The organism is Actinophytocola sp. KF-1 (genome assembly GCF_054661535.1).
Window position 1 is genome coordinate 148,322 of the sequence record NZ_BAAFVK010000008.1, and the last position, 20,643, is coordinate 168,964.

Here is a 20,643-nt window from a genome sequence, read left to right on the forward strand (position 1 = left end):
ACGGAGCTTGCGGAGTGAACCCGATCGCACAGGGGCCGCTCGGAGCCTCCCGGGAGCGGCCGTGAAAGCGGTGGCCCTGGGGGGAGGGCGCGGACTGCACGCGACGCTGTCGGCGTTGCGCAGGTTGACCCCGGACGTGACCGCGGTGGTCACCGTCGCGGACGACGGTGGCTCGTCGGGCAGGCTGCGGCGCGAGCTGGGCCTGCTGCCGCCCGGTGACCTGCGCAAGGCGCTCGCCGCGCTGGCGGGGGAGGACGCGGAGAACTCGCTGTGGTCGACGGTGTTCCAGCACCGCTTCGGCGGCACGGGCGCGCTCGCCGGACACGCGGTCGGCAACCTGGTGCTCGCCGCGCTGCTGGAGCTCCTCGACGACCCGGTCACCGCGCTCGACGAGGCCGCGCGGCTGCTGGGGGTGCACGGCCGGGTGCTGCCCATGTGCACCGAGCCGCTGGACATCGAGGCGGACGTGGTCGGCCTCGACGAGGACCCGGCCGCGGTCCGCCGGATCCGGGGGCAGGTCGCGGTGGCGACCACGCCCGGCCAGGTGCAGCGGATCCGGCTGTACCCGGCGGGCGAGCCGGGGGAGGTGCCGAAGGCGTGCCCGGCGGCGGTCGCCGCCGTGCACGACGCGGACGTGGTGCTGCTCGGACCGGGTTCGTGGTTCACGAGCGTGCTGCCGCACCTGCTGGTCCCCGAGCTGCACGAGGCGCTGATCGACACGGCCGCGTCCCGCATCGTGGTACTGAACCTCGTCCCCCAGCCGGGGGAGACGGCGGGTTTCTCCCCGGAGCGCCATCTGGACGTACTCTGCGAACACGCACCGCGCCTGCGGGTGGACGCGGTGATCGCCGACGCCGACTCGGTGCCGACCCCGGACCGGCTGCGGCGCGCGGCCGAGTCGCTGGGCGCGCGGCTGCGGCTGGACGCGATCGCGTCGGCCGGGGCGCGGGAGCGGCACGACCCGGCAGGGCTGGCCGAGAGCCTGCGTGGCGCGTTCGAGGCGGTCAGGTCGGCACGCGAAGCGGGTTGATGGTGGGATGTACGCCTGCGTGGGAGGCGGGCCCCTGTGGGAGGGGGCGCGCGTGGTGGGAGAGGAGCAACCAACGTGGCGATGACCGCGGCGGTCAAGGACGAGCTGAGCAGGCTGGCGGTGTCCAAGACGTGTTGCCGGCGATCGGAGGTGTCGTCGCTCCTGCGGTTCGCGGGCGGACTGCACATCGTCGGCGGCCGGGTGGTCGTCGAGGCCGAGCTGGACACGGGCGCGGCGGCGCGACGCCTGCGCAAGGAGATCCACGACCTCTTCGGGCACAACGCGGACATCCACGTGCTCGCGTCCGGCGGCCTGCGCAAAGGCACGAGGTACGTGGTGCGCGTGGTCAAGGACGGTGAGGGCCTCGCCAGGCAGACCGGCCTGCTCGACCAACGGGGCCGCCCGGTCCGCGGCCTGCCCGCCGCGGTCGTCTCGGGCGGCGTGTGCGACGCGGAGGCCGCGTGGCGCGGCGCGTTCCTGGCGCACGGCTCCCTGACCGAACCGGGCCGCTCGTCGGCGCTGGAGATCACGTGCCCGGGCCCGGAGGCGGCGCTGGCACTGGTGGGCGCGGCACGGCGGATGGGCATCCAGGCCAAGTCCCGCGAGGTCCGGGGCGCCGACCGGGTGGTCGTCCGCGACGGCGACGCCATCGGCGCCATGCTGACCAGGCTCGGCGCCCACACGTCGGTGCTGGCCTGGGAGGAACGCCGCATGCGCCGCGAGGTCCGCGCGACGGCCAACCGCCTGGCGAACTTCGACGACGCCAACCTCCGCCGCTCGGCCCGCGCCGCGGTCGCGGCCGCGGCCCGCGTGCAGCGCGCGATGGAGATCCTCGGCGCGTCGGCCCCGGAACACCTGTCGGCGGCGGGCAAGCTGCGCCTGTCGAACCGGCAGGCGTCGTTGGAGGAGCTGGGCCAGCTGTCCGACCCGCCGATGACCAAGGACGCGGTCGCGGGCCGCATCCGCCGCCTCCTGGCCATGGCCGACAAGCGCGCGAAGGAACTGGGCCTCCCGGACACCGAGTCGGCGGTCACCCCGGAGATGCTCGAAGCCGAGGTCTGACCAGCGGGGGAACGGACCCGTCAGGACACCCACCGACGCCGAAGGCGAGCGCTCACCACCAACGGACTGCTGCCTGCCATCCCGTCGACCTGGCGAAGCCCGATCACGCCGGGTCAAGGGGGCCCGGCTGCCCGAACCAACCCCTGCCCAAAACCGCCCGGGCCCCCTTGACGCGGTGTGATAGCCCGTGGGAGGTCGGCGGGATGGCAGGCAGCCACGGACACCAGTCCTTGCCAACCCAGCCCCAGACCGACCCCCACCATCCCGGAGACCAGCCCCTCCGGCGAGGAGGCCCGTCCGGCAGGACGCCCTCCGGTGAGGACGCCCCTCCGGTGAGGACGCCCCTCCGGTGAGGACGCCCCTCCGGCGACGACACCACTCCGGCGAGGTCCCCCTTCGGTGAGGACCCCATCGGTGAGGCCCCCCGGAGGGGAACCCACAGCAAGGTCAACCACCAACCGGACCCGCTCCACGGGCAGAGTCCGCCAGAAAGTCACCGGACCCGGACACGGCGCGAGGCCTGCCTGATTGACCCCCACGCAATCAGGCAGGCCCCGCCTTTTCTGGGTGCCGCACCCCCCTGGCGGCGAGCCGTCCCCCGCCTCACCGCCACTCCCAGCGCCCCCCTACGCCAACACAAGAGCAGCACCCCGCCCCCCAGATACGACCTTGTTGGGAAAAATCCCGCGAACCACTTCCGGCCCCCACGCGCAGGTGCCAACTGATTCGATACAGTTGCCTTGCCCGCACAACCCGCGACCTGGCCAACCTCGGGCGATAGGGTGGATCGGGCTGATTCGACAATCACGAGCACGAGGAGACGCACGGTGACCGTTCGGGTAGGCGTCAACGGCTTCGGCCGTATCGGCCGCAACTTCTGGCGCGCGGTGCAGGCCAGCGAGCACGACATCGAGATCGTGGCCTTCAACGACCTCGGCGATGTCGCCACCATGGCGCACCTGCTGAAGTACGACAGCGTCCTCGGTGTGCTGCCGCAGGAGGTCAAGGCGACCGACGACGGCATCCAGATCGACGGCACGACCATCAAGGCGCTCGCCGAGCGCGACCCCGGCAAGCTGCCGTGGAAGGACCTCGGCGTCGACGTCGTCATCGAGTCGACCGGCTTCTTCACCAAGGCCGACGACGCACGCAAGCACGTCGACGAGGGCGGCGCCAAGAAGGTCATCATCTCCGCGCCCGCGAAGGGCGAGGACCTGACGGTCGTCATCGGCGCGAACGAGCACCTCTACGACGGCTCGCAGACCATCATCTCCAACGCCTCCTGCACCACCAACTGCCTGGCGCCGCTGGCCAAGGTCCTCCACGATGCGTTCACCATCGAGAAGGGCCTGATGACCACGATCCACGCCTACACGCAGGACCAGAACCTGCAGGACGGCCCGCACAAGGACCTCCGCCGCGCCCGCGCCGCCGCCCTGAACGTCGTCCCGACGTCCACCGGCGCCGCCAAGGCCATCGGCCTGGTCCTGCCGGAGCTGAACGGCAAGCTCGACGGCTACTCGCTGCGCGTGCCGGTGCCGACCGGCTCGATCACGGACCTCACCGTCGACCTCGCCAGGGAGGCCACGATCGACGAGGTCAACGCCGCCTACCGCGCCGCCGCCGAGGGCCCGCTCAAGGGCATCCTGCGCTACAGCGAGGACCCGATCGTGTCCTCGGACATCGTGACCGACCCGGCGTCGTGCATCTACGACGCGCCGATCACCAAGGTCATCGGCAACCAGGTCAAGGTCTACGGCTGGTACGACAACGAGTGGGGCTACTCCAACCGCCTCGCGGACCTGACCGCACTCGTCGCGTCCAAGCTCTGAGGCGAGGCATGAAGACACTCGACGACCTGCTCGCCGAGGGTGTCCGGGGTCGGCGCGTCCTGGTGCGCGCCGACCTCAACGTGCCCCTCGACGGCGACAAGATCACCGACGACGGCCGCATCCGCGCGTCGCTGCCCACGCTGACCAAGCTGGTCGAGGGTGGCGCGAGGGTGGTCGTCACGGCCCACCTCGGCCGCCCGAAGGGCGAGCCGGACCCGAAGTACTCGCTCGCGCCCGTCGCGGCCCGGCTCGACGAGCTGCTCGACGCGACCGTGACGCTCGCGGGCGACGTGGTCGGCGACTCCGCGAAGACCACTGTGGACGGTCTCGCGGACGGCGAGGTCGCGCTGCTGGAGAACATCCGCTTCGACGCGCGGGAGACCAGCAAGGACGAGGCCGAGCGCGGCGCGCTCGCCCGTGACCTCGCGGGTCTCGCCGGCGCGAACGGGGTGTTCGTGTCCGACGGTTTCGGTGTGGTGCACCGCAAGCAGGCCTCGGTGTACGACGTGGCGAAGCTCCTGCCCGCCTACGCAGGGGGCCTGGTCCTGGCCGAGGTCGACGTGCTGCGGAAGCTGACCGGCACGCCGGACCGCCCGTACGTGGTGGTGCTCGGCGGGTCGAAGGTGTCCGACAAGCTCGCGGTCATCGAGTCGTTGCTGCCCAAGGTGGACAAGCTGCTCGTCGGCGGCGGCATGTGCTTCACGTTCCTGGCCGCCGAGGGCCTCGGGGTCGGCTCGTCGCTGCTCGAGGGCGACATGATCGACACCTGCAAGAAGCTGCTCGCGGAGGCGGGGGAGAAGATCCTGCTGCCCGCGGACGTCGTGATCGCCGACAAGTTCGCCGCGGACGCCGCGACCGAGTCGGTGCTCGTCGCGGACATCCGCGAGGACTGGATGGGCCTGGACATCGGGCCGATCACCGCGGAGCGGTACGCCGCGGCGCTCGCCGACGCCGGCACCGTCTTCTGGAACGGCCCCATGGGCGTGTTCGAGATGGCCCCGTTCGCCGAGGGCACCCGCGCGGTCGCGCAGGCCATTGTGGACGGCAACGCGTACAGCGTGGTCGGCGGCGGCGACTCGGCGGCGGCCGTGCGCGCGCTGGGCCTGCCGGAGGACGGCTTCTCGCACATCTCCACCGGCGGCGGCGCGTCGCTGGAATTCCTGGAGGGCAAGGAACTCCCGGGCGTGGCGGTGCTGGAGGACAAGGCATGAGTCGTCAGGTGCTCATCGCCGGCAACTGGAAGATGAACCTCAACCACCTCGAGGCCATCGCCCTGGTGCAGAAGATCGCGTTCTCCCTGCCGGAGAAGTACTTCGCGAAGGTCGAGGTGGCGGTGCTGCCGCCGTTCACCGACATCCGCAGCATCCAGACGCTCGTGGACGGCGACAAGCTGAAGCTGCGGTACGGCGCGCAGGACGTGTCCCGCTACGACTCCGGCGCCTACACCGGCGAGGTGTCCGCGCCGATGCTCGCGAAGCTGGGCTGCTCGTACGTGACCGTCGGCCACTCCGAGCGCCGCGAGTACCACGCGGAGACCGACGAGCTGGTCAACGCGAAGGTGAAGGCCGCGCTCAAGCACGACATCGCCCCGATCCTGTGCATCGGCGAGAAGCTCGAGGTGCGCGAGGCCGGCAACCACGTCGAGTACACCACCGACCAGCTCATCGCCGGGCTCAAGGGCCTGAAGACCGAGCAGGTGTCGAAGGTCGTCATCGCGTACGAGCCGGTGTGGGCCATCGGCACCGGCCGGGTCGCGACCCCGCAGGACGCCCAGGAGGTCTGCGGCGCGATCCGGGCGAAGCTGGCCGAGAAGTACGGCCAGGAGATCGCCGACGGCGTCCGCGTCCTGTACGGCGGCTCGGTCAAGTCCGGCAACATCGGCGACCTGGTGAAGCAGGACGACATCGACGGCGCCCTGGTGGGCGGCGCGAGCCTGGACGCGGAGGAGTTCACCAAGCTCTCCGCCATGGCCGCGGGCGGCCCACTGCCCTGACGAACGGCACACGACGGCCCCCTCCCCGAACCGCACGGGGGAGGGGGCCGTCGTGTTGGACCGCCGGGCGCGTGCGCCCGGCGGGGTGTCCTGAACGGCGCGTTCATGTCGCTGGGTGTCCTGATCGCGCCGGCCAGGACGGTGGCACTGCCTTGACAGCGCCATCAACGACGCGACCGGGCCCGATGGTCGCCCGAACCGAACCGCGCAGGGGAGGGGCCGTCGTGTCCTGAGGACGTGCGGTGCCGCGAACGGCGCGTTACCGGCGCGAAAGCGGCCTTCGGAGCACCGGCGATGTCGTGCACGCGCCTTTCGCGGCACCAGGGAGAGGGCGGTCAGAACGGGGTCAGGGTCAGCGTCATCGACGTCGGCGCCGGGTCCTCGATGTAGGAGGCGTGCTCGCACACGTCGTCGAAGGCGAAGCCGTACGCCTTGCCGTCCACGGTGTTCTCGTGCATGACCCGCGAGTAGTGGTTGGTGACGGACCCCCGGTAGTACGTGCCCGCGTCGCGCACCGGCTGGTCGCCCGTCGCGGTCAGCACACCGCGGTTGAAGCCCGCGCCCAGCGTCGCCGCCACCGGGCCGGTCACGCCGTCGTTCGGGGCGGCCAGCGCGCCGTCGCAGAACAGGACGTCCCTGGTCGACGGCTTGGTGAAGGCGCGCACCCCGCCGTCGAACACGAACAGGTCGCCCTGCACCGAGCCCGTGAACGTCCGCGCCCCGGCCGTCACGGTCATCGTGGTCGAGCGGTAGTGGTGCCACACCTCGTCGATCAGGCCGGCGAAGTAGTCCCGTGAGAACCGGCCCGCGTCCAGGCCGTGCCCAGGCGCGATGACCCGCAGGTCGCCCAGCACGAGGTTCTCGAAGCCGGGCGTGGCCGCCAGCGCGGAGAAGACCGCGGCCCGGCCGCCGTCCTTCAGCCTGCCCGTCCGCTGCTGGGTAGCACCCGACAGGGAGATCTCCATCGGCACCGACAGCATGTCGACCATCGTGATGTTGCAGTGCATCCCGGCGCCGTCGTAGGTGAACTCGGCGCAGTCGTGCAGGACCGGGTGGTTCGGGTCCGACTCGACCCAGCCCGCCGGGTAGGCGAGGGCGTTGCCCGGGTTGCACCGGAACTTCAGCTTGTCGCCGAGCGCGACGTAGATGCGCCCGGACATGCCCTGGGGCAGCGACAGCGTCCGGGAGCCGTCGACCTGGATCGCGTAGTCGGTGTACCCGTCCGGGCCGTTGTCGGCTTCGCTGACCGGCACGAGCGCGCCGTCGGCGGACAGCCTGCACTGCCGGCCGGTGGCGAGGTCGGTGCCGACGACGTAGGTCCAGAGCGGTCCGCGCCCGGACTCGTTGGCGATGGTGATCGACAGAGGTGCGAGCGGCGCTGCCCCGGCCGTCCTGGCCAGCAGCGGAGCGCCGACGGTCGCCGCCGCGAGCCCCCCGAGGAACGAGCGACGAGAGATCATGCGTGTACTCCTCACTGTCGGGTGCCCAGCACTGGGCACCGCGGAGGCCACGCGGAGCAACATCGGTCGTACGAGTCCCGCCCAGAGTATTGACCAGTTTGTTCACGTGCGCAACAATCCCGTCCACAGTGCCGATGGGGCACTGCGTGACGATCACTGGGCACCAGGTAACCTGATGCTTCGACCGTGCAGACGCGGTCCCGGGTCGACAGCGAGGATGAAATGGTTCTAGCTCTGCAGATTGGTCTGATCATCACCAGCCTGCTGCTTATCCTTCTGGTCCTGCTGCACCGCGGTCGTGGTGGCGGTCTGTCGTCACTGTTCGGCGGCGGCATGCAGTCGAGCCTGTCGGGCTCCAGTGTCGCGGAGAAGAACCTCGACCGCGCGACGCTGTTCATCGGCGCGATCTGGCTCATCTGCGTCATCGGACTCGGCCTGCTCATCAAGGTCGCCTGATACCTCCCCGTTCGGCGGCGGACGGGGCGTTCTTCTTTTCCCGTGTGAACCACCTTGTGGGGGTGTGAGAGTCGATGGCTGGTGGTAGTGCGATTCGAGGTACTCGAGTCGGCGCTGGGCCAATGGGTGAGTCGGAGCGGGGTGAGTCGGCGCCACGCCGGCGGGTCTCCTACTGGTGCGCCAACGGGCACGAGTCGCGGCCGTCGTTCGCACTCGACGCCGAGGAGCCGGAGTCGTGGGACTGCCCGCGCTGCGGGCTTCCCGGTGGCCGTGACGCACAGGAGCCTCCGAAGGCACCGCGCAACGAGCCCTACAAGACCCACCTCGCGTACGTGAAGGAGCGTCGCTCGGACGCCGACGGCGAGGCCATCCTCGCCGAGGCGCTCGCGAGGCTCCGCAAGCAGCGCGAAGGTATCTGAAAGCGCGTCCAGCACGAAGGCCGCCGGATCGGACCGCGAGTCCCATCCGGCGGCCTTCGTGGTTCTCAGCCCGCCAGGGGGTAGGTGGCTGAGACCCGGAAGCCGCCCTCGGCGGTCGGTCCCGCCGAGAACGTGCCCCCGAGCAACCCGGCACGTTCCTTGAGACCGATCAACCCGTGACCGCCGGACGGCAGAGCCGGCTTGCGTGCCCGCGCACGCTCGTTGCGCACCTCGACCACGAGGGTGTCCTGCTGTGCCTGCACCCGCACCGAGGCACGTGCCCCGGTCGCGTGCTTGCGGACGTTCGTCAGCGCCTCCTGCACCGTGCGGTACACCGCGTGCGACACCGATCTCGGCAGGCGCGACGGCTCCGCCTCCACGGCCAGCGCCACCGGCACCTGGTCGTCGCGGAAGTTCTCCACGAGGTCGTCCAGCTCGTCGACGCCCGGCGCGCCGTCCTCGGCCGCGTCGCCGGACCGCAGCACGCCGACCAGGTTCCGCAGCTCCTCCAGCGTGCGCGTGGACAGCTCGCGGATCGTGCGGGCCGCCTCCTCGGCGTTCTCGCCGGTTGACACCTGCAGCGCGCCCGCCTGCATCGCGATCAGGGTGACCTGGTGGCTCACGACGTCGTGCATCTCCCTGGCGAGCCGGGCGCGTTCCGCGGCGCGGATCGTCTCGGCGAGCAGCTTCTTCTCCCGTTCGCGGCTGGACGCCAGCTCCCGGATGCGGGCGGACAGCTCCTGCCGCGCCGAGATCAGCAGCCCGATGGCGACCGGCATCCCGGCGATGATCACCGCCCAGATCACGTTGAGCATGTGCTCCTGCCAGCTCAGCGCCACGAACTCGGACAGCGGCCACCGCACGTAGCCGCAGAGGAAGACCAGCACGCAGCCGACCACCATGCGCCACGACAGCAGGCGGTGCTTCTTCGCGAGCGAGCCGAGCGCGATCATCGCGGCGAGCTGCGACCAGCCCGTCATGAAGCCGGGCACGGTGACCAGCACGGCGAGGAACGGCACGTGCCTGCGCATGACCATGGCGGCCACCGCGACGGCGGACAGCCAGATCGAGTAGGTGGGGGCGTCCTCCGGGATGACGAGCCACACGTCGAGCACGGCGAGCAGCAAGGCGGCGACGTCGGACGTGATCCCGCGGGCGCGCGGGCTGTCCCGCAGCGCGGTCAGCCACCTGGGCAGCCTGCGGGTCGCCGCGAGGCTCGGGCGCGGCAGGATCCGTACGTCGTCGAGGGTGGCTTTGGGGGTGAACGTCGACGCGACCAGGACGGAACCTCCAGACTCGGTGCGGGCGCGCAAGGATGGCTCCGCGCTGCCCGTGCGTTGTCGCGGCAGCTCCGCGCCGGCGGGCACGCGGTCGCGTGTCTCGGCCGCGTGGCGCTGTCGTCGTGAAGACATAGGCTCGGCCTCCCTCCGGAGTTGTGCTCCGCGCCAATGAAGACATAACAATCGTCCGGTCGGGACGAAATGTTTCAGATCAATGTGCTGGAGCAAATCACCAGTTGCCGGACACCGGTCCGGATGGGCCGAACGGTCCAGCGACGTGATCTCACCGGCGCAAATCCTCTCCTGCCGGTGATGAGACGGGTTCCGAGCGTGTTCGTGACGAACCGGTCCCGGGTAACCCCTCACGAAGGTGGATTGATCTTCGATGAACAACCGGCGCGTGTGCCGCGCGTCAGAGATGTCGAGGGCGTGGTGAAGGGGAAGGTGGGGACTTGGCGGAGCACGTGACGGGGCGGCGGGAGCCGGGACAGGTCGTCGCGGTGGTCGTGGGTGCGTTGTTCGTGGTCGCGGGGGTGCTCGGGGCGGGGCCCGGGCTGCTGGACAACCTCGTGCACCTGGCGTTCGGCGCGGCGGGCATCGTCGCGGCCCGCACGCCGAGGAGCGCGCGGGCGTTCCTGATCGCGGGCGGCGTCGCGTACTTCCTGCTGTGGCAGTTCGGTGGCGTGATCGACCCGGCGCTGGTGCCGTTCCGCACCGACGAGGTCGGGGTGCACCTGCCGTTCGTGGCGAGCATGATCGGCCTGGCCGTGCTGAGCGGCGGCCGGGACGCCCCGGCGCTCACCGCCGCCCCGGAGACGGCGGGCGGCTACCGGACGGTGTCCACCGGTCCCGCCAGGCGCCGGCCCGTGCCGAGCAGGCCGCGGGGCCGCTAGGCCGTGTGTCATCGGGGTTGATCAGGGGCGTCGTCCGCCGAAGTGGAGCAACGGCAACTCATCGACCCCGCGGCGCTGAGCAGGACTCGCACTGGTCAGCGCATCGGAACAGGCCGCTAGTCCGCGGTGAGCGCGACCATCGCCTCGGAGAGGCTCGAGTAGTTCTCGATGCCCTCCGTGGTCTCGGTGGCGCGCAGGACCCTCGCGACCGTGAGGTTGGCGATCACGACGGCGAGGCGCTGGCCGGCCCACCGGGCGCGTGCGGTCGCGTCGAGGAGGACGCGGACGCCGGCCGCCGCGCAGTAGGTGACCTCGGTGAGGTCGACGATCACGACGGGCACGCGGCGCTGGTGGAGGTCCTCGAGCACGGACGCGAGGGTGGTCACGGTCAGCAGGTCGATCTCGCCCGCCACCCGGCACACGTGCAGGTCGTCGTTGTGGCGGACCACACGCACACGGAGGCTGCGGTCGATGATCCGCTGGATGTCAGGCGTCGGTTTCGTGAGATGCGCCGGCGGAAGGCGGTCCGGGCGTGTCCCCATCGTCGCTTCCCTACGGCTGTCGGCTGGCACTCCTGATTTTAGCCGTCGCCACGGTTCCGGCCGTGCACCACCCCGAACCCCTTGGCGGGCCCCGAGAACGGCGCGTGCCGGTGGGCGAGGCGGCGCCGGTCGGCCGCCGCGTCGGCGGCGCGGACCGTCGCCGCCACGTCGTCGCAGTCGGCGTACAGGCGGGCGGGCAGGCGGTGGAGCCGCCGCCTGGTCACCGAGTCGGTGCCGAACAGCTCCGCCTGCGCGATCACTTCCCAGCGGTAGGCCGGGAACCGCAGCCCGTCGAGCACGGCCGCGACATCCGCCCTGTTCATGGGTTCCACTGTGCGCCTCCGCTCGGCGGCCGGCCGCGTCTTTGTGGCCAACCCCATCGAGAAGGAGGGCCGGTGAGGCCGCGCCGCCCCACCGGCCCTCGGGCCGGGGTGCTCAGGTCGTCAGGTGCAGACGGGCGCGGAGGTCGTCCGCGGTCAGGTCCGCACCGAACACGTCGGTGCCGGGCTGGAGCTTGCGGCCACCGACGGACAGGCCACCCACGTCGACCGGTGCGAAACCGAGCTCGCCGGCCAGTGCCATCGCGGTCTTCTTCGCCCGCAGGTCGTCGCCCGCGACGGGGACGGCGCGGCGCGGGACGCGGTGGGCGTGGTCGCGCAGGTGCGCCCAGCCGATCGCGTTGAACGCCTTCACCACGTACGCGGTGACGAGGTGGCTCTGGATCAGGTCACTCGAGGTCAGGCAGTCGTCGTCGAGGTCGGGGATGGGACCGTCGAGGACGGGGTCGTAGTTGGTGGTGTCGATGACCGGTTTGCCCGCCAGCTCCGCCACCGGCAGTTCCCGGTGGCGGTCGAACGGCACCGCGACGACCGCGACGTCGGCGAACGCGGCGACGCCGCGCATCGTGCGTGCCACCAGCAGGCCGCACAGCGACACCTCGTGCCCGGAGAGGGCGAGCTGCCTGCTGAGCGTCGTGCCGACGCGGCCTGCGCCGATGATGCCGATACGCATGACCGGCGCCTAGTCGGCGACGCCCGGCACGACGACCGAGACGATCAGCGAACGGTGTGGCACGTTCATCGGGATCGTCATCGGCCGGTAGCGGCGGGGGCGGGGACGGGTGTGCTGGACGGCGACAATTGTCGCCGCGACGTCCTCGCAGTCGGAGTAGCGCCGCAGGGGTAGGCGGTGCAACTTCGACATGGTGACGGCGTCGGCGCCGTACACGGCCGCGTGTGCGATGAGTTGCCAGCGATAGGCGGGGAAAGGCAGGTCCCAGAAGACCTGCTGGACTACTGTCTCGTTACCTGGGTCCGGGGTCACCCGAGAATCTTGTTCTCGTCACTTGCCGGAGACATCCGTCAAGTGACGGAGGTATGAGTGTCAGTTCTCCCCGGCGGCCGCCGTGTCCAGCAGCCAGAGCGTCTCTTGCCGCCCGCGGGCCCCCGCTGCCGGGATGTCGGCCGCGTCCGCGCCTGCGAGCGCGGCCGCCACGGCCTCCGCCTTCGCCGCGCCCGTGGTCATCAGCCACACCCGCTCCGCGCGGCCGATCGTCGGCAGCGTCAGGGAAACGCGGGTCGGCGGCGGCTTCGGGCAGTCCCGCACCGCGACCGCGGCACGCGCCGTCTCGGCGACGGCGGGGGAGTGCGGGAAGATCGACGCGGTGTGGCCCTCCTCGCCGACCCCGAGCAGGCACACGTCGAACGACGGAACGTCCTTGAGCAGCACGGCGTACGCCTCGGCCGCCGCGTCCGGGTCGTCGCCGTACTCGCCGTCCGAAGGCGCCATCGGGTGCACCCGCTCCGGCGCCACCGGCACGTGGTCGAGCAGCTCCCGGCGGGCCAGCGTCTCGTTGCGTTCCGGGTCGCCGCCGGGCAGGAACCGCTCGTCGCCCCAGTAGACGTCGATGGTCGACCAGTCCAGCGTCGCGTTCCGCAGGGCGGCGAGCACGGCGCCGCCGGTGCGGCCGCCCGTCAGCACGACAGAAGCCGTGCCGCGGGCGGCCTGCGCCTCGGCGAGGACCGCGGCGAGCCGCTCGGCCGTCCGCGTGGCCAGCTCGTCCTGCGACGCGTGGACGATCGTGTTCGGACCGGTCACGACGCGGTCGCCTCCGCCTTCACCTTCTTGCCCGCGGTCGCCTTGCGGGTGGCCGAGGAGCCGCGCCCGCGGTCGACCTTGTTCAGCGCCTTCAACGCGGACTCGTAGATCTCGTCCGGGTCCAGCCGCCGCAGCTCCTCGGCGATGCAGTCACGCACCGCACGCCGCTGCAGCGCGACCCGCCGGTCCGGCTGACCCGGCTGGGACAGCAGCCCGACCGCGCCGTCCGGGCGGTGGATCTCGATGTTGCCGGAGCGGCGCTCCAGCACCACCGACACGATGCCCTGACCGGACTTGGCCTTCGTGCGCTTCACCGGCAGCCGCAGCTTCGACGCGAGCCACGCGGCGAGCAGGTCGGCCGACGGCGAGTCGCTCTCCCCGGACACCGAGGCGCCCGTGACCTTCTCGTACGGCGGCAGGTCCAGCGCCGCGGCGAGCAGCGCGCGCCACAGCGTGAGCCGCGTCCACGCCAGGTCGGTGTCACCGTCCGCATAGGACTTCGCGCGGGCCTCGAGCGCCCGCGTCGGGTTCCGCTCCGCGGCCGCGTCGGTGATCCGGCGCGTCGCGAGCCGCCCGATCGGGTCCTTCTCCGGCGACGCGGGGGACTCGAACGGCCACCACGCCACGACCGGCGCGTCCGGCAGCAGCAACGGCACCACGCACGACGCGCCCTCGCTCGCGAGCGGGCCGTACAGGCGCAGCACGATCACCTCGCTGGCACCGGCGTCGCCACCGACGCGGATCTGCGCGTCCAGCCGCGCGGACGCCTTCTTCGCGCCCCGCGCCACCACGATCACCCGGCACGGGTGCTCGCGGCTCGCGTGGTTGGCCGCGTCGATGACGTCCTCGGTGCGCTCGCTGTCGTCGGTGACGATCACCAGCGTCAGCACGCGCCCGATGGTGTTCGCGCCGCCCTGCTCACGCAGGTGCACCAGCTTCGAGTTCACCTGCGACGTGGTCGTCGCGGGAAGATCGATGATCATGACGCCCCCTCGCCGGCGCTCCGTCGCGTCATCTGCGTCAATGGTTCGCTCACGGCCGCCTCCAGTGCCTGCCGGTGCGGGCGAGCATGCGGTCCGCGGACTCCGGGCCCCAGGTGCCTGCCTGGTAGGGCTCCGGCTTCCCGCTCGCGCGCCAGGCCTTCAGGATCGGGTCGAGGATCTGCCAGGACAGCTCGACCTCGTCGTTCTTCGGGAACAGCGACGGCTCACCGAGCAGCACGTCCAGGATCAGCCGCTCGTAGGCCTCCGGCGACGACTCGGTGAACGAGTGGCCGTAGGAGAAGTCCATGTTCACGTCCCGGACCTCCATGGTGGAGCCGGGCACCTTCGAACCGAACCGCATCGTCACGCCCTCGTCGGGCTGCACCCGGAACACGAGCGCGTTCTGGCCCAGCTCCTCGGTGGACGTGGCGTCGAACGGCAGGTGCGGCGCCCGCTTGAACACCACGGCGATCTCGGTGACGCGGCGACCGAGGCGCTTGCCGGTGCGCAGGTAGAACGGCACCCCGGCCCAGCGGCGGGTGTCCACCGCCAGTTCGATGGCCGCGAACGTCTCGGTGATCGAGTCCTTCGCGAAGCCACCCTCCTGCAGCAGGCCGGGCACCTTCTGCCCGCCCTGCCAGCCGCCGGTGTACTGACCGCGCGCGGTCGTCTCGCTGAACGGGCCGACCGGCTTGGTGGCGGCCAGTATCTTCGCCTTCTCCGCGCGGACCGCGTTGGGGTCGAAGGAAACCGGCTCCTCCATCGCCGTCAGCGCGAGCAGCTGCAGCAGGTGGTTCTGGATCACGTCACGGGCGGCGCCGATGCCGTCGTAGTACCCGGCACGGCCACCGAGGCCGATGTCCTCGGCCATGGTGATCTGCACGTGGTCCACGTAGTTCGAGTTCCAGATCGGCTCGAACAGCTGGTTGGCGAACCGGATCGCCATGATGTTCTGGACGGTCTCCTTGCCGAGGTAGTGGTCGATGCGGAACACCGACTCCTCGGGGAAGATCTCGTTGACCATCTTGTTGAGCTGCTTGGCGCTCGCCAGGTCGTGGCCGAACGGCTTCTCGATGACCACGCGGCGCCACTCGTTGTTCTTCGGCTCCGCGAGACCCGTCCGCGCCAGCTGCTGGATCACCTTCGGGAAGGCGGCGGGCGGGATCGACAGGTAGAACGCGTGGTTGCCCGCCGTGCCGCGGACCTGGTCGAGGTCCTGGATGGTCTGCACCAGGTTGTCGAACGCGACGTCGTCGTCGAACGAGCCCTGCACGAACCGGCAGCCCTCGGCCAGCCGGTCCCAGACCTCCTGCCGGAACGGCGTCCGCGCGTGCTCCTTGACCGCCTCGTACACGACCTGGCCGAAGTCCTCGTCCGCCCAGTCGCGCCGCGCGAACCCGACCAACGAGAAACCGGGCGGCAGCAGCCCCCGGTTCGCCAGGTCGTAGATCGCCGGCATGAGCTTCTTCCTGGACAGGTCACCGGTCACCCCGAAGATCACCAGGCCACAGGGCCCGGCGATCGTGGGGAGCCGCTTGTCCCGCTCGTCGCGCAGCGGGTTCTGCCAGCCGCGTGTCACCTGCTGACCTCCTGCAGAGCTTGCACCAGGTGCGCCAGCCCGGCGGCCCGGTCGGTGAAGTGCAGCCGCAGCACCGGGCGCCCGTGTTCGGTCAGCACCTGACCGTCGCCGAGCGCCTGCGCGAGCTGCAGCGTGCCGAGTGTGTAGGGGCGGCCGGGGACCTCGATGTCCTCCTCGACCGCGCCGGTCAGCTGCAGGAAGACACCGTTCTGGTGCCCGCCCTTGTGGTACTGGCCGGTCGAGTGCAGGAACCGCGGGCCCCACCCGAACGTGGTCTGCAAGCCGCTGCGGCGCGCGAGCTCCGGCCGCAGCACGACCGCCGACGCGTCGGCGATCCGGTCCAGGTAGGCCTGCACCGCGACGTAGCCGAACTCCGGCGCGGACGCGATGAACGCCCGCAGCACCCCGGCGAGCGTCGTCTCGCCCGCGAGCGCCTCCGGTGCGTGCACCTCGACCGGGCCGTCGACGAAGGTCGGCGTGGCCGGTTCGGACTTCGGCGCGTCCAGCAGCGACCGGGCGGCCTTCTTCGCGGCCTCCACGTCCGGCTGGTCGAACGGGTTGATGCCCAGCAGCCGCCCGACGAGCGCGGTCGCGTACTCCCAGAGCAGGAACTGGCCGCCGAGCGCGCCCTCGATGCCCATCAGCGAACCGTTGCGGCCCTCGCCGATGGCGATCGGCACCGCGTCGGCGTGCGCGTCGGAGAAGTCCGGCGACTCCGGGCTCTCCACCACCACGGGCAGCAGGCCGGTGCCGTTCTTGCCGGTCGACTCCGCGATCAGCTGCTCGGCCCAGTCCCCGAACCCCTTGATGCCGGAGCCGGTGTCGGCGATGACCACCTTCTCCGCGCCACGCGCGTGCGCGCCGCCGAGCGCGGCCGCCAGCACGATCGCCGGGTTCTCCGTGCTGTCCTGCGCCAGGGCCGGCGCCGCCGCCGCTGCCTCGTCGAGGAGCGTGCCGATGTCGGCGCCCGCGAGCCCGGAGGGCACCAGCCCGAACGCGGTGAGCGCCGAGTAGCGCCCGCCGACGTGCGGGTCGGCGGCGAACACCTTGCGGTAGCCCGCTTCCTTGGCCGCCGCCTCCAGCGGTGAACCGGGGTCGGTCACCACCACGATGCGCGACGCCGCGTCGATGCCCTCGTCGGCGAACGCCTTCTCGAAGATCCGCCGGTGGCTGTCGGTCTCCACAGTGGACCCCGACTTCGAGGACACCACCAGGACCGTGCGGGACAGGTCGCCCTCGAGCGCGTCGGCGACCTGGCCCGGGTCGGTGGTGTCCAGCACGACCAGCGGCACGTCCGCGGTGCGGGTGATCACCTCGGGTGCGAGCGACGACCCGCCCATGCCGGCCAGCACGACCCGGTCCACGCCCTCGGCGTGCAGTTCCGCACGCAGCGCCTCGATCTCGGCGACCAGCGGGCGCGACGTCTCGTGCAGCGTGGTCCAGGACAACCGGATCGACGCCTCCGGCTCGGCCTCAGGACCCCACAGCGTGGGGTCCTGGGCCGTGAGCTTGGACGCGACCTGGTCGGCGGCCAGCTGCTCGGCGAGCGGCCCGGCGTCCTCGATCAGCCGCTTGCGGCCCTCGAGCTTGCCCTTGATCAGGTCCTCGAACTGCTGCACGATCCGCACTGCCTCGGGCGGCAGATCGTTCGTCTCGGTCATGAGGTCTGCTCAGCTCCCCGCCGCGGCGAGCTGTTCTGTGACCGAATCGAGCAGCTCTTCCCAGGACTTCTCGAACTTCTCCACGCCTTCGTTCTCCAAGGTGATGAACACGTCGTCGATGTCGATGCCGACCGCGACGAGGTCGTCGAACACCTGCTGCGCCTCGCCCGCGGTGCCGGTCACCGTATCGCCGCGGAGGTCGCTGTGCTCGGCAACCGCGTCCAGCGTGTTCTCCGGCATCGTGTTCACCGTGTCGGCGACGACCAGCTCGTCGACGTACAGCGTGGGGGAGTAGTCCGGGTTCTTCACGCCGGTCGACGCCCACAGTGGACGCTGCGCGTGGGCGCCCGCGGCCTTCAGCTCCTCCCAGCGCGGACCGGAGAACACCTCCTGGAACGCCGCGTACGCGAGGCGCGCGTTGGCGACGGCGGCCTTGCCGCGCAGGGCCTTCGCCTCGTCCGTGCCGATCGCGTCGAGCCGCTTGTCCACCTCGGTGTCCACGCGGGACACGAAGAACGACGCGACCGAGTGAATCTGGCGGATGTCGTGCCCGTTCGCCTTCGCCTGCTCCAGACCGGACAGGTAGGCCGCCATCACCGCCTTGTACCGCTCGACGGAGAAGATCAGCGTGACGTTGACGCTGACGCCCTCCGCGAGCGTGCGGGTGATCGCCGGGATGCCTGCCTCGGTGGCGGGGATCTTCACGAGCAGGTTCGGCCGGTCGACCGTCTTCCACAGGTCCAGCGCCTCGGCGACGGTCTTGTCCGTCTCGTGCGCGAGGCGCGGGTCGACCTCGATCGACACGCGGCCGTCGACGCCGCCGGTGCTCGTGTAGAGGTCCCGGAACAGGTCGCAGGCATTGCGGATGTCGGTGGTGGTGATCTCCTTGACGGCCGCGTCCAGCGACGCGCCGCGGGCGGCCAGCTCACGCACCTGGTCGTCGTAGTCGGACGCGTTGGACAGCGCCTTCGCGAAGATCGTCGGGTTGCTGGTCACGCCGACGACGTGCTTGTCACGCACCAGTTCCGCGAGGTTGCCCGAGGTCAGGCGCTTGCGGGACACGTCGTCGAGCCAGATGGACACGCCCAGCTCGGACAGCTGGGCAAGCTTGTCGGTCATGCGAGCCTCTCAGTCTTCTCAAGTGAGCGCCGGGCCGCGGAGACGACGGCGTCCGTCGTGAAACCGAACTCCTTGAACAGGGTCTGGTAGTCGGCGGACGCGCCGAAGTGCTCGATGGAGACGATCTCCCCCGCGTCACCGACGTAGCGGTACCACGGCTGGGCGATGCCCGCCTCCACGGCGACCCGCGCCTTCACGATCGGTGGGATCACGTGGTCGCGGTAGGACCGGTCCTGGGCCTCGAACAGCTCCTGCGACGGCATGCTCACCACTCTCGTGGCAACGCCCTCGGCCTCCAGAACCTTCCTGGCCTCGACCGCGATCTGCAGCTCGGAGCCGGTGGCGATGATCACCACCTGGGGCACGCCCGCCGAGCTGTCCTCGAGCACGTACGCGCCCTTGGCGACGCCCTCCGCCGCCTTCTCCCTGGTGCCCTCGAGCACCGGCAGGTTCTGCCGCGTCAGCGCGATGCCGACCGGCGCGTCGTGCTGCTCCAGCACCGCCTTCCAGGTGGCGGCGGTCTCGTTCGCGTCACCCGGGCGCATGACGACCAGGCCAGGGATGGCGCGCAGCGCGGCGAGGTGCTCGACCGGCTGGTGGGTCGGGCCGTCCTCGCCGAGGCCGATCGAGTCGTGCGTCCACACGTAGGTCACCGGCAGCTTCTGCAGCGCGGCGAGCCGGACCGGCGGGCGCATGTAGTCGGAGAACACGAGGAACGTCGCGCCGTAGGGCCGGGTCGGGCCGTGCAGCACGATGCCGTTGAGGATCGAGCCCATCGCGTGCTCGCGGACACCGAAGTGCAGCGTGCGCCCGTACGGGTGGGCGTTCCACTCCTTCGTCTTCGCCGACTCGGGGCCGAACGAGTCGGCGCCCTTCATGGTGGTGTTGTTGCTCTCCGCGAGGTCCGCGGAGCCGCCCCACAACTCGGGCAGCACGTCGGCGAGCGCGTTGAGCACCTCACCGGACGCCTTGCGGGTCGCGACACCCTTCGGGTCCGGGTCCCACGACGGCAGCGCGTCGGCCCAGCCGTCCGGCAGGCGGTAGGCGCTCGCGCGGTCCAGCAGCGCCTTGCGCTCCGGGTTGGCCCGCGCCCACTCGTCGAACCGCTTCTGCCACTCCTCGTGGGCCTGCTTGCCGCGGTCGGCGACGAGCCGGGCGTGCTTGAGCACCTCCGGCTCGACGACGAAGTTCTGCTCCGGGTCGAAGCCGAGGATCTTCTTGACCTCGGCGACCTCGTCGGCGCCCAGCGCCGCGCCGTGCGCCTTGCCGGTGTTCATCTTGTTCGGCGCCGGGTAGCCGATCACGGTCCGCAGCAGGATGAACGACGGCCGGGTGGTCTCCGCCTTCGCGGCCTCGATCGCGTCGAGGATCGCCACGACGTCCTCGCCGCCCTCGACGACCTGGACGTGCCAGCCGTAGGCCTCGTAGCGTTTCGCGGTGTCCTCGGACAGCGCGATGTTCGTGTCGTCCTCGATGGAGATCTTGTTGTCGTCGTAGATGACGGTGAGGTTGCCCAGCTCCTGGCGGCCCGCGAGGGACGACGCCTCGGAGGTGACGCCCTCCTCGATGTCACCGTCGGAGGCGATCACGTAGATGTGGTGGTCGAACACGCTCTCACCGGGCGCGGCGTCCGGGTCGAACAGGCCACGCTCGCGGCGGGCGGCCATCGCCATGCCGACGGCGGAGGCGAGGCCCTGGCCGAGCGGGCCGGTGGTGATCTCCACCCCGGCGGTGTGCCCGTGCTCGGGGTGGCCGGGGGTCTTGGAGCCCCAGGTGCGCAGCGCGGCGATGTCCTCGATCTCCAGGCCGTAGCCGGAGAGGAACAGCTGCAGGTACAGGGTGAGGCTGGAGTGACCGGCGGACAGGACGAACCGGTCACGGCCGATCCAGTCCGGGTCGCTCGGGTCGTGGCGCATCACCCGCTGGTAGAGGGCGTACGCGACGGGCGCGAGGCTCATCGCGGTGCCGGGGTGACCGTTGCCGACGTGCTGGACGGCGTCCGCGGCGAGGACCCGGATGGTGTCCACGGCCCGTTTGTCGAGGTCCGTCCAGTCGGCGGGCAGGTTCTGTGTGGTCAAACGGGCCAGTTCGTCGGCGCTCATGGACACGGACTCAAGCTCCCACCTAATCGTGTTGCCGATCATGCTCGGTGCACGACCGCGCTGGTCATCCTCGGGTTCCCCGCTCAATTCCCCGCTGCGTTTCTCAGCCTAACGAAACCACCCGACGGCGGCCGT

Annotated in this window: 20 protein-coding genes; 8 read left to right on the top strand and 12 right to left on the bottom strand. The window is 71.1% G+C overall.

All coding sequences use genetic code 11. The features are described 5' to 3' along the window. The first annotated feature begins 61 nt into the window (after nt 1-61). The 5 genes from ACYQ77_RS24635 to tpiA all read left to right on the top strand — a co-directional run bounded on the left by ACYQ77_RS24635 (nt 62) and on the right by tpiA (nt 5,917). On the top strand, nt 62-1,030 hold the full coding sequence (locus ACYQ77_RS24635) for a gluconeogenesis factor YvcK family protein (RefSeq protein WP_459715191.1): 969 nt from the start codon (nt 62-64) through the stop codon (nt 1,028-1,030). Nucleotides 1,031-1,105: 75 nt separating this feature from the next. Then, nucleotides 1,106-2,092 (top strand): DNA-binding protein WhiA, encoded by a 987-nt coding sequence (gene whiA, locus ACYQ77_RS24640; RefSeq protein ID WP_459715193.1) that lies wholly within the window; start codon nt 1,106-1,108, stop codon nt 2,090-2,092. Between the two features lie 827 nt (nt 2,093-2,919). Continuing rightward, on the top strand, nt 2,920-3,924 hold the full coding sequence (gene gap, locus ACYQ77_RS24645) for a type I glyceraldehyde-3-phosphate dehydrogenase (RefSeq protein WP_459715196.1): 1,005 nt from the start codon (nt 2,920-2,922) through the stop codon (nt 3,922-3,924). An 8-nt stretch (nt 3,925-3,932) separates the two neighbouring features. Then, entirely contained in the window at nt 3,933-5,135 is a 1,203-nt protein-coding gene (locus ACYQ77_RS24650) for a phosphoglycerate kinase (RefSeq protein ID WP_459715197.1), read from the top strand. Further along, nucleotides 5,132-5,917, top strand: coding sequence for a triose-phosphate isomerase (tpiA, locus tag ACYQ77_RS24655; RefSeq protein ID WP_459715199.1), 786 nt, complete (start codon nt 5,132-5,134; stop codon nt 5,915-5,917). The genes ACYQ77_RS24650 and tpiA overlap by 4 nt, the downstream gene beginning before the upstream one ends. A 335-nt stretch (nt 5,918-6,252) precedes the next feature. Here tpiA and ACYQ77_RS24660 read toward each other — a convergent pair whose 3' ends face one another. Beyond that, nucleotides 6,253-7,377 carry a beta-1,3-glucanase family protein gene (locus tag ACYQ77_RS24660; RefSeq protein ID WP_459715201.1) on the bottom strand — a complete coding sequence of 375 codons (1,125 nt, stop codon included), beginning with the start codon at nt 7,375-7,377 and terminating at the stop codon, nt 6,253-6,255. 222 nt (nt 7,378-7,599) lie between these two features. Here ACYQ77_RS24660 and secG point away from each other — a divergent pair, with 222 nt between their 5' ends. Both secG and ACYQ77_RS24670 read left to right on the top strand, forming a co-directional pair. After that, nucleotides 7,600-7,833, top strand: a complete 234-nt coding sequence (secG, locus tag ACYQ77_RS24665; RefSeq protein WP_459715801.1) for a preprotein translocase subunit SecG — start codon at nt 7,600-7,602, stop codon at nt 7,831-7,833. Nucleotides 7,834-7,907: 74 nt separating this feature from the next. Beyond that, nucleotides 7,908-8,252, top strand: a complete 345-nt coding sequence (locus ACYQ77_RS24670) for an RNA polymerase-binding protein RbpA (RefSeq protein ID WP_459715202.1) — start codon at nt 7,908-7,910, stop codon at nt 8,250-8,252. A 65-nt stretch (nt 8,253-8,317) separates the two neighbouring features. Here the strand turns inward: ACYQ77_RS24670 and ACYQ77_RS24675 are convergent, their stop codons facing one another. Continuing rightward, nucleotides 8,318-9,664: a sensor histidine kinase gene (locus ACYQ77_RS24675; protein ID WP_459715204.1), complete on the bottom strand. Its 1,347-nt coding sequence runs from the start codon at nt 9,662-9,664 to the stop codon at nt 8,318-8,320. A gap of 320 nt (nt 9,665-9,984) precedes the next feature. Here ACYQ77_RS24675 and ACYQ77_RS24680 point away from each other — a divergent pair, with 320 nt between their 5' ends. Next, nucleotides 9,985-10,425, top strand: coding sequence for a DUF4383 domain-containing protein (locus tag ACYQ77_RS24680; protein WP_459715206.1), 441 nt, complete (start codon nt 9,985-9,987; stop codon nt 10,423-10,425). Nucleotides 10,426-10,541: 116 nt separating this feature from the next. On the opposite strand, the gene ACYQ77_RS24685 is transcribed toward ACYQ77_RS24680, so the two are convergent. From ACYQ77_RS24685 to tkt, 10 genes are all read right to left on the bottom strand, one after another. After that, nucleotides 10,542-10,880, bottom strand: coding sequence for an STAS domain-containing protein (locus tag ACYQ77_RS24685; protein ID WP_459715208.1), 339 nt, complete (start codon nt 10,878-10,880; stop codon nt 10,542-10,544). Nucleotides 10,881-11,005: 125 nt separating this feature from the next. Beyond that, entirely contained in the window at nt 11,006-11,290 is a 285-nt protein-coding gene (locus ACYQ77_RS24690) for a DUF2795 domain-containing protein (protein WP_459715210.1), read from the bottom strand. 112 nt (nt 11,291-11,402) lie between these two features. Further along, complete coding sequence (locus ACYQ77_RS24695) at nt 11,403-11,978, bottom strand: NADPH-dependent F420 reductase (RefSeq protein WP_459715211.1); 576 nt, start codon at nt 11,976-11,978, stop codon at nt 11,403-11,405. Nucleotides 11,979-11,987: 9 nt separating this feature from the next. After that, nucleotides 11,988-12,290 (bottom strand): DUF2795 domain-containing protein, encoded by a 303-nt coding sequence (locus ACYQ77_RS24700; RefSeq protein ID WP_459715213.1) that lies wholly within the window; start codon nt 12,288-12,290, stop codon nt 11,988-11,990. A 60-nt stretch (nt 12,291-12,350) separates the two neighbouring features. Beyond that, nucleotides 12,351-13,064: a 6-phosphogluconolactonase gene (gene pgl / locus ACYQ77_RS24705; protein WP_459715214.1), complete on the bottom strand. Its 714-nt coding sequence runs from the start codon at nt 13,062-13,064 to the stop codon at nt 12,351-12,353. Further along, entirely contained in the window at nt 13,061-14,047 is a 987-nt protein-coding gene (opcA, locus tag ACYQ77_RS24710) for a glucose-6-phosphate dehydrogenase assembly protein OpcA (protein WP_459715216.1), read from the bottom strand. Before opcA ends, pgl begins: the two co-directional genes overlap by 4 nt. A gap of 49 nt (nt 14,048-14,096) precedes the next feature. Further along, nucleotides 14,097-15,626, bottom strand: coding sequence for a glucose-6-phosphate dehydrogenase (gene zwf / locus ACYQ77_RS24715; RefSeq protein WP_459715218.1), 1,530 nt, complete (start codon nt 15,624-15,626; stop codon nt 14,097-14,099). Beyond that, nucleotides 15,623-17,287: a glucose-6-phosphate isomerase gene (locus tag ACYQ77_RS24720; protein ID WP_459715219.1), complete on the bottom strand. Its 1,665-nt coding sequence runs from the start codon at nt 17,285-17,287 to the stop codon at nt 15,623-15,625. Before ACYQ77_RS24720 ends, zwf begins: the two co-directional genes overlap by 4 nt. 9 nt (nt 17,288-17,296) lie before the next feature. After that, on the bottom strand, nt 17,297-18,406 hold the full coding sequence (gene tal / locus ACYQ77_RS24725) for a transaldolase (RefSeq protein ID WP_459715221.1): 1,110 nt from the start codon (nt 18,404-18,406) through the stop codon (nt 17,297-17,299). After that, nucleotides 18,403-20,508, bottom strand: coding sequence for a transketolase (gene tkt / locus ACYQ77_RS24730; RefSeq protein WP_459715223.1), 2,106 nt, complete (start codon nt 20,506-20,508; stop codon nt 18,403-18,405). Before tkt ends, tal begins: the two co-directional genes overlap by 4 nt. Nucleotides 20,509-20,643 lie beyond the last annotated feature (135 nt).

Excerpts from the sequence above, each read along its gene's own strand:
- ACYQ77_RS24675 (WP_459715204.1), bottom strand. The coding sequence starts at position 9,664 with ATGTCTTCACGACGACAGCGCCACGCGGCCGAGACACGCGACCGCGTG.
- secG (WP_459715801.1), top strand. The coding sequence starts at position 7,600 with ATGGTTCTAGCTCTGCAGATTGGTCTGATCATCACCAGCCTGCTGCTT.
- ACYQ77_RS24720 (WP_459715219.1), bottom strand. The coding sequence starts at position 17,287 with ATGACCGAGACGAACGATCTGCCGCCCGAGGCAGTGCGGATCGTGCAG.
- ACYQ77_RS24670 (WP_459715202.1), top strand. The coding sequence starts at position 7,908 with ATGGCTGGTGGTAGTGCGATTCGAGGTACTCGAGTCGGCGCTGGGCCA.
- tkt (WP_459715223.1), bottom strand. The coding sequence starts at position 20,508 with ATGAGCGCCGACGAACTGGCCCGTTTGACCACACAGAACCTGCCCGCC.
- tpiA (WP_459715199.1), top strand. The coding sequence starts at position 5,132 with ATGAGTCGTCAGGTGCTCATCGCCGGCAACTGGAAGATGAACCTCAAC.
- ACYQ77_RS24650 (WP_459715197.1), top strand. The coding sequence starts at position 3,933 with ATGAAGACACTCGACGACCTGCTCGCCGAGGGTGTCCGGGGTCGGCGC.
- ACYQ77_RS24690 (WP_459715210.1), bottom strand. The coding sequence starts at position 11,290 with ATGAACAGGGCGGATGTCGCGGCCGTGCTCGACGGGCTGCGGTTCCCG.
- ACYQ77_RS24695 (WP_459715211.1), bottom strand. The coding sequence starts at position 11,978 with ATGCGTATCGGCATCATCGGCGCAGGCCGCGTCGGCACGACGCTCAGC.
- ACYQ77_RS24660 (WP_459715201.1), bottom strand. The coding sequence starts at position 7,377 with ATGATCTCTCGTCGCTCGTTCCTCGGGGGGCTCGCGGCGGCGACCGTC.
- opcA (WP_459715216.1), bottom strand. The coding sequence starts at position 14,047 with ATGATCATCGATCTTCCCGCGACGACCACGTCGCAGGTGAACTCGAAG.
- tal (WP_459715221.1), bottom strand. The coding sequence starts at position 18,406 with ATGACCGACAAGCTTGCCCAGCTGTCCGAGCTGGGCGTGTCCATCTGG.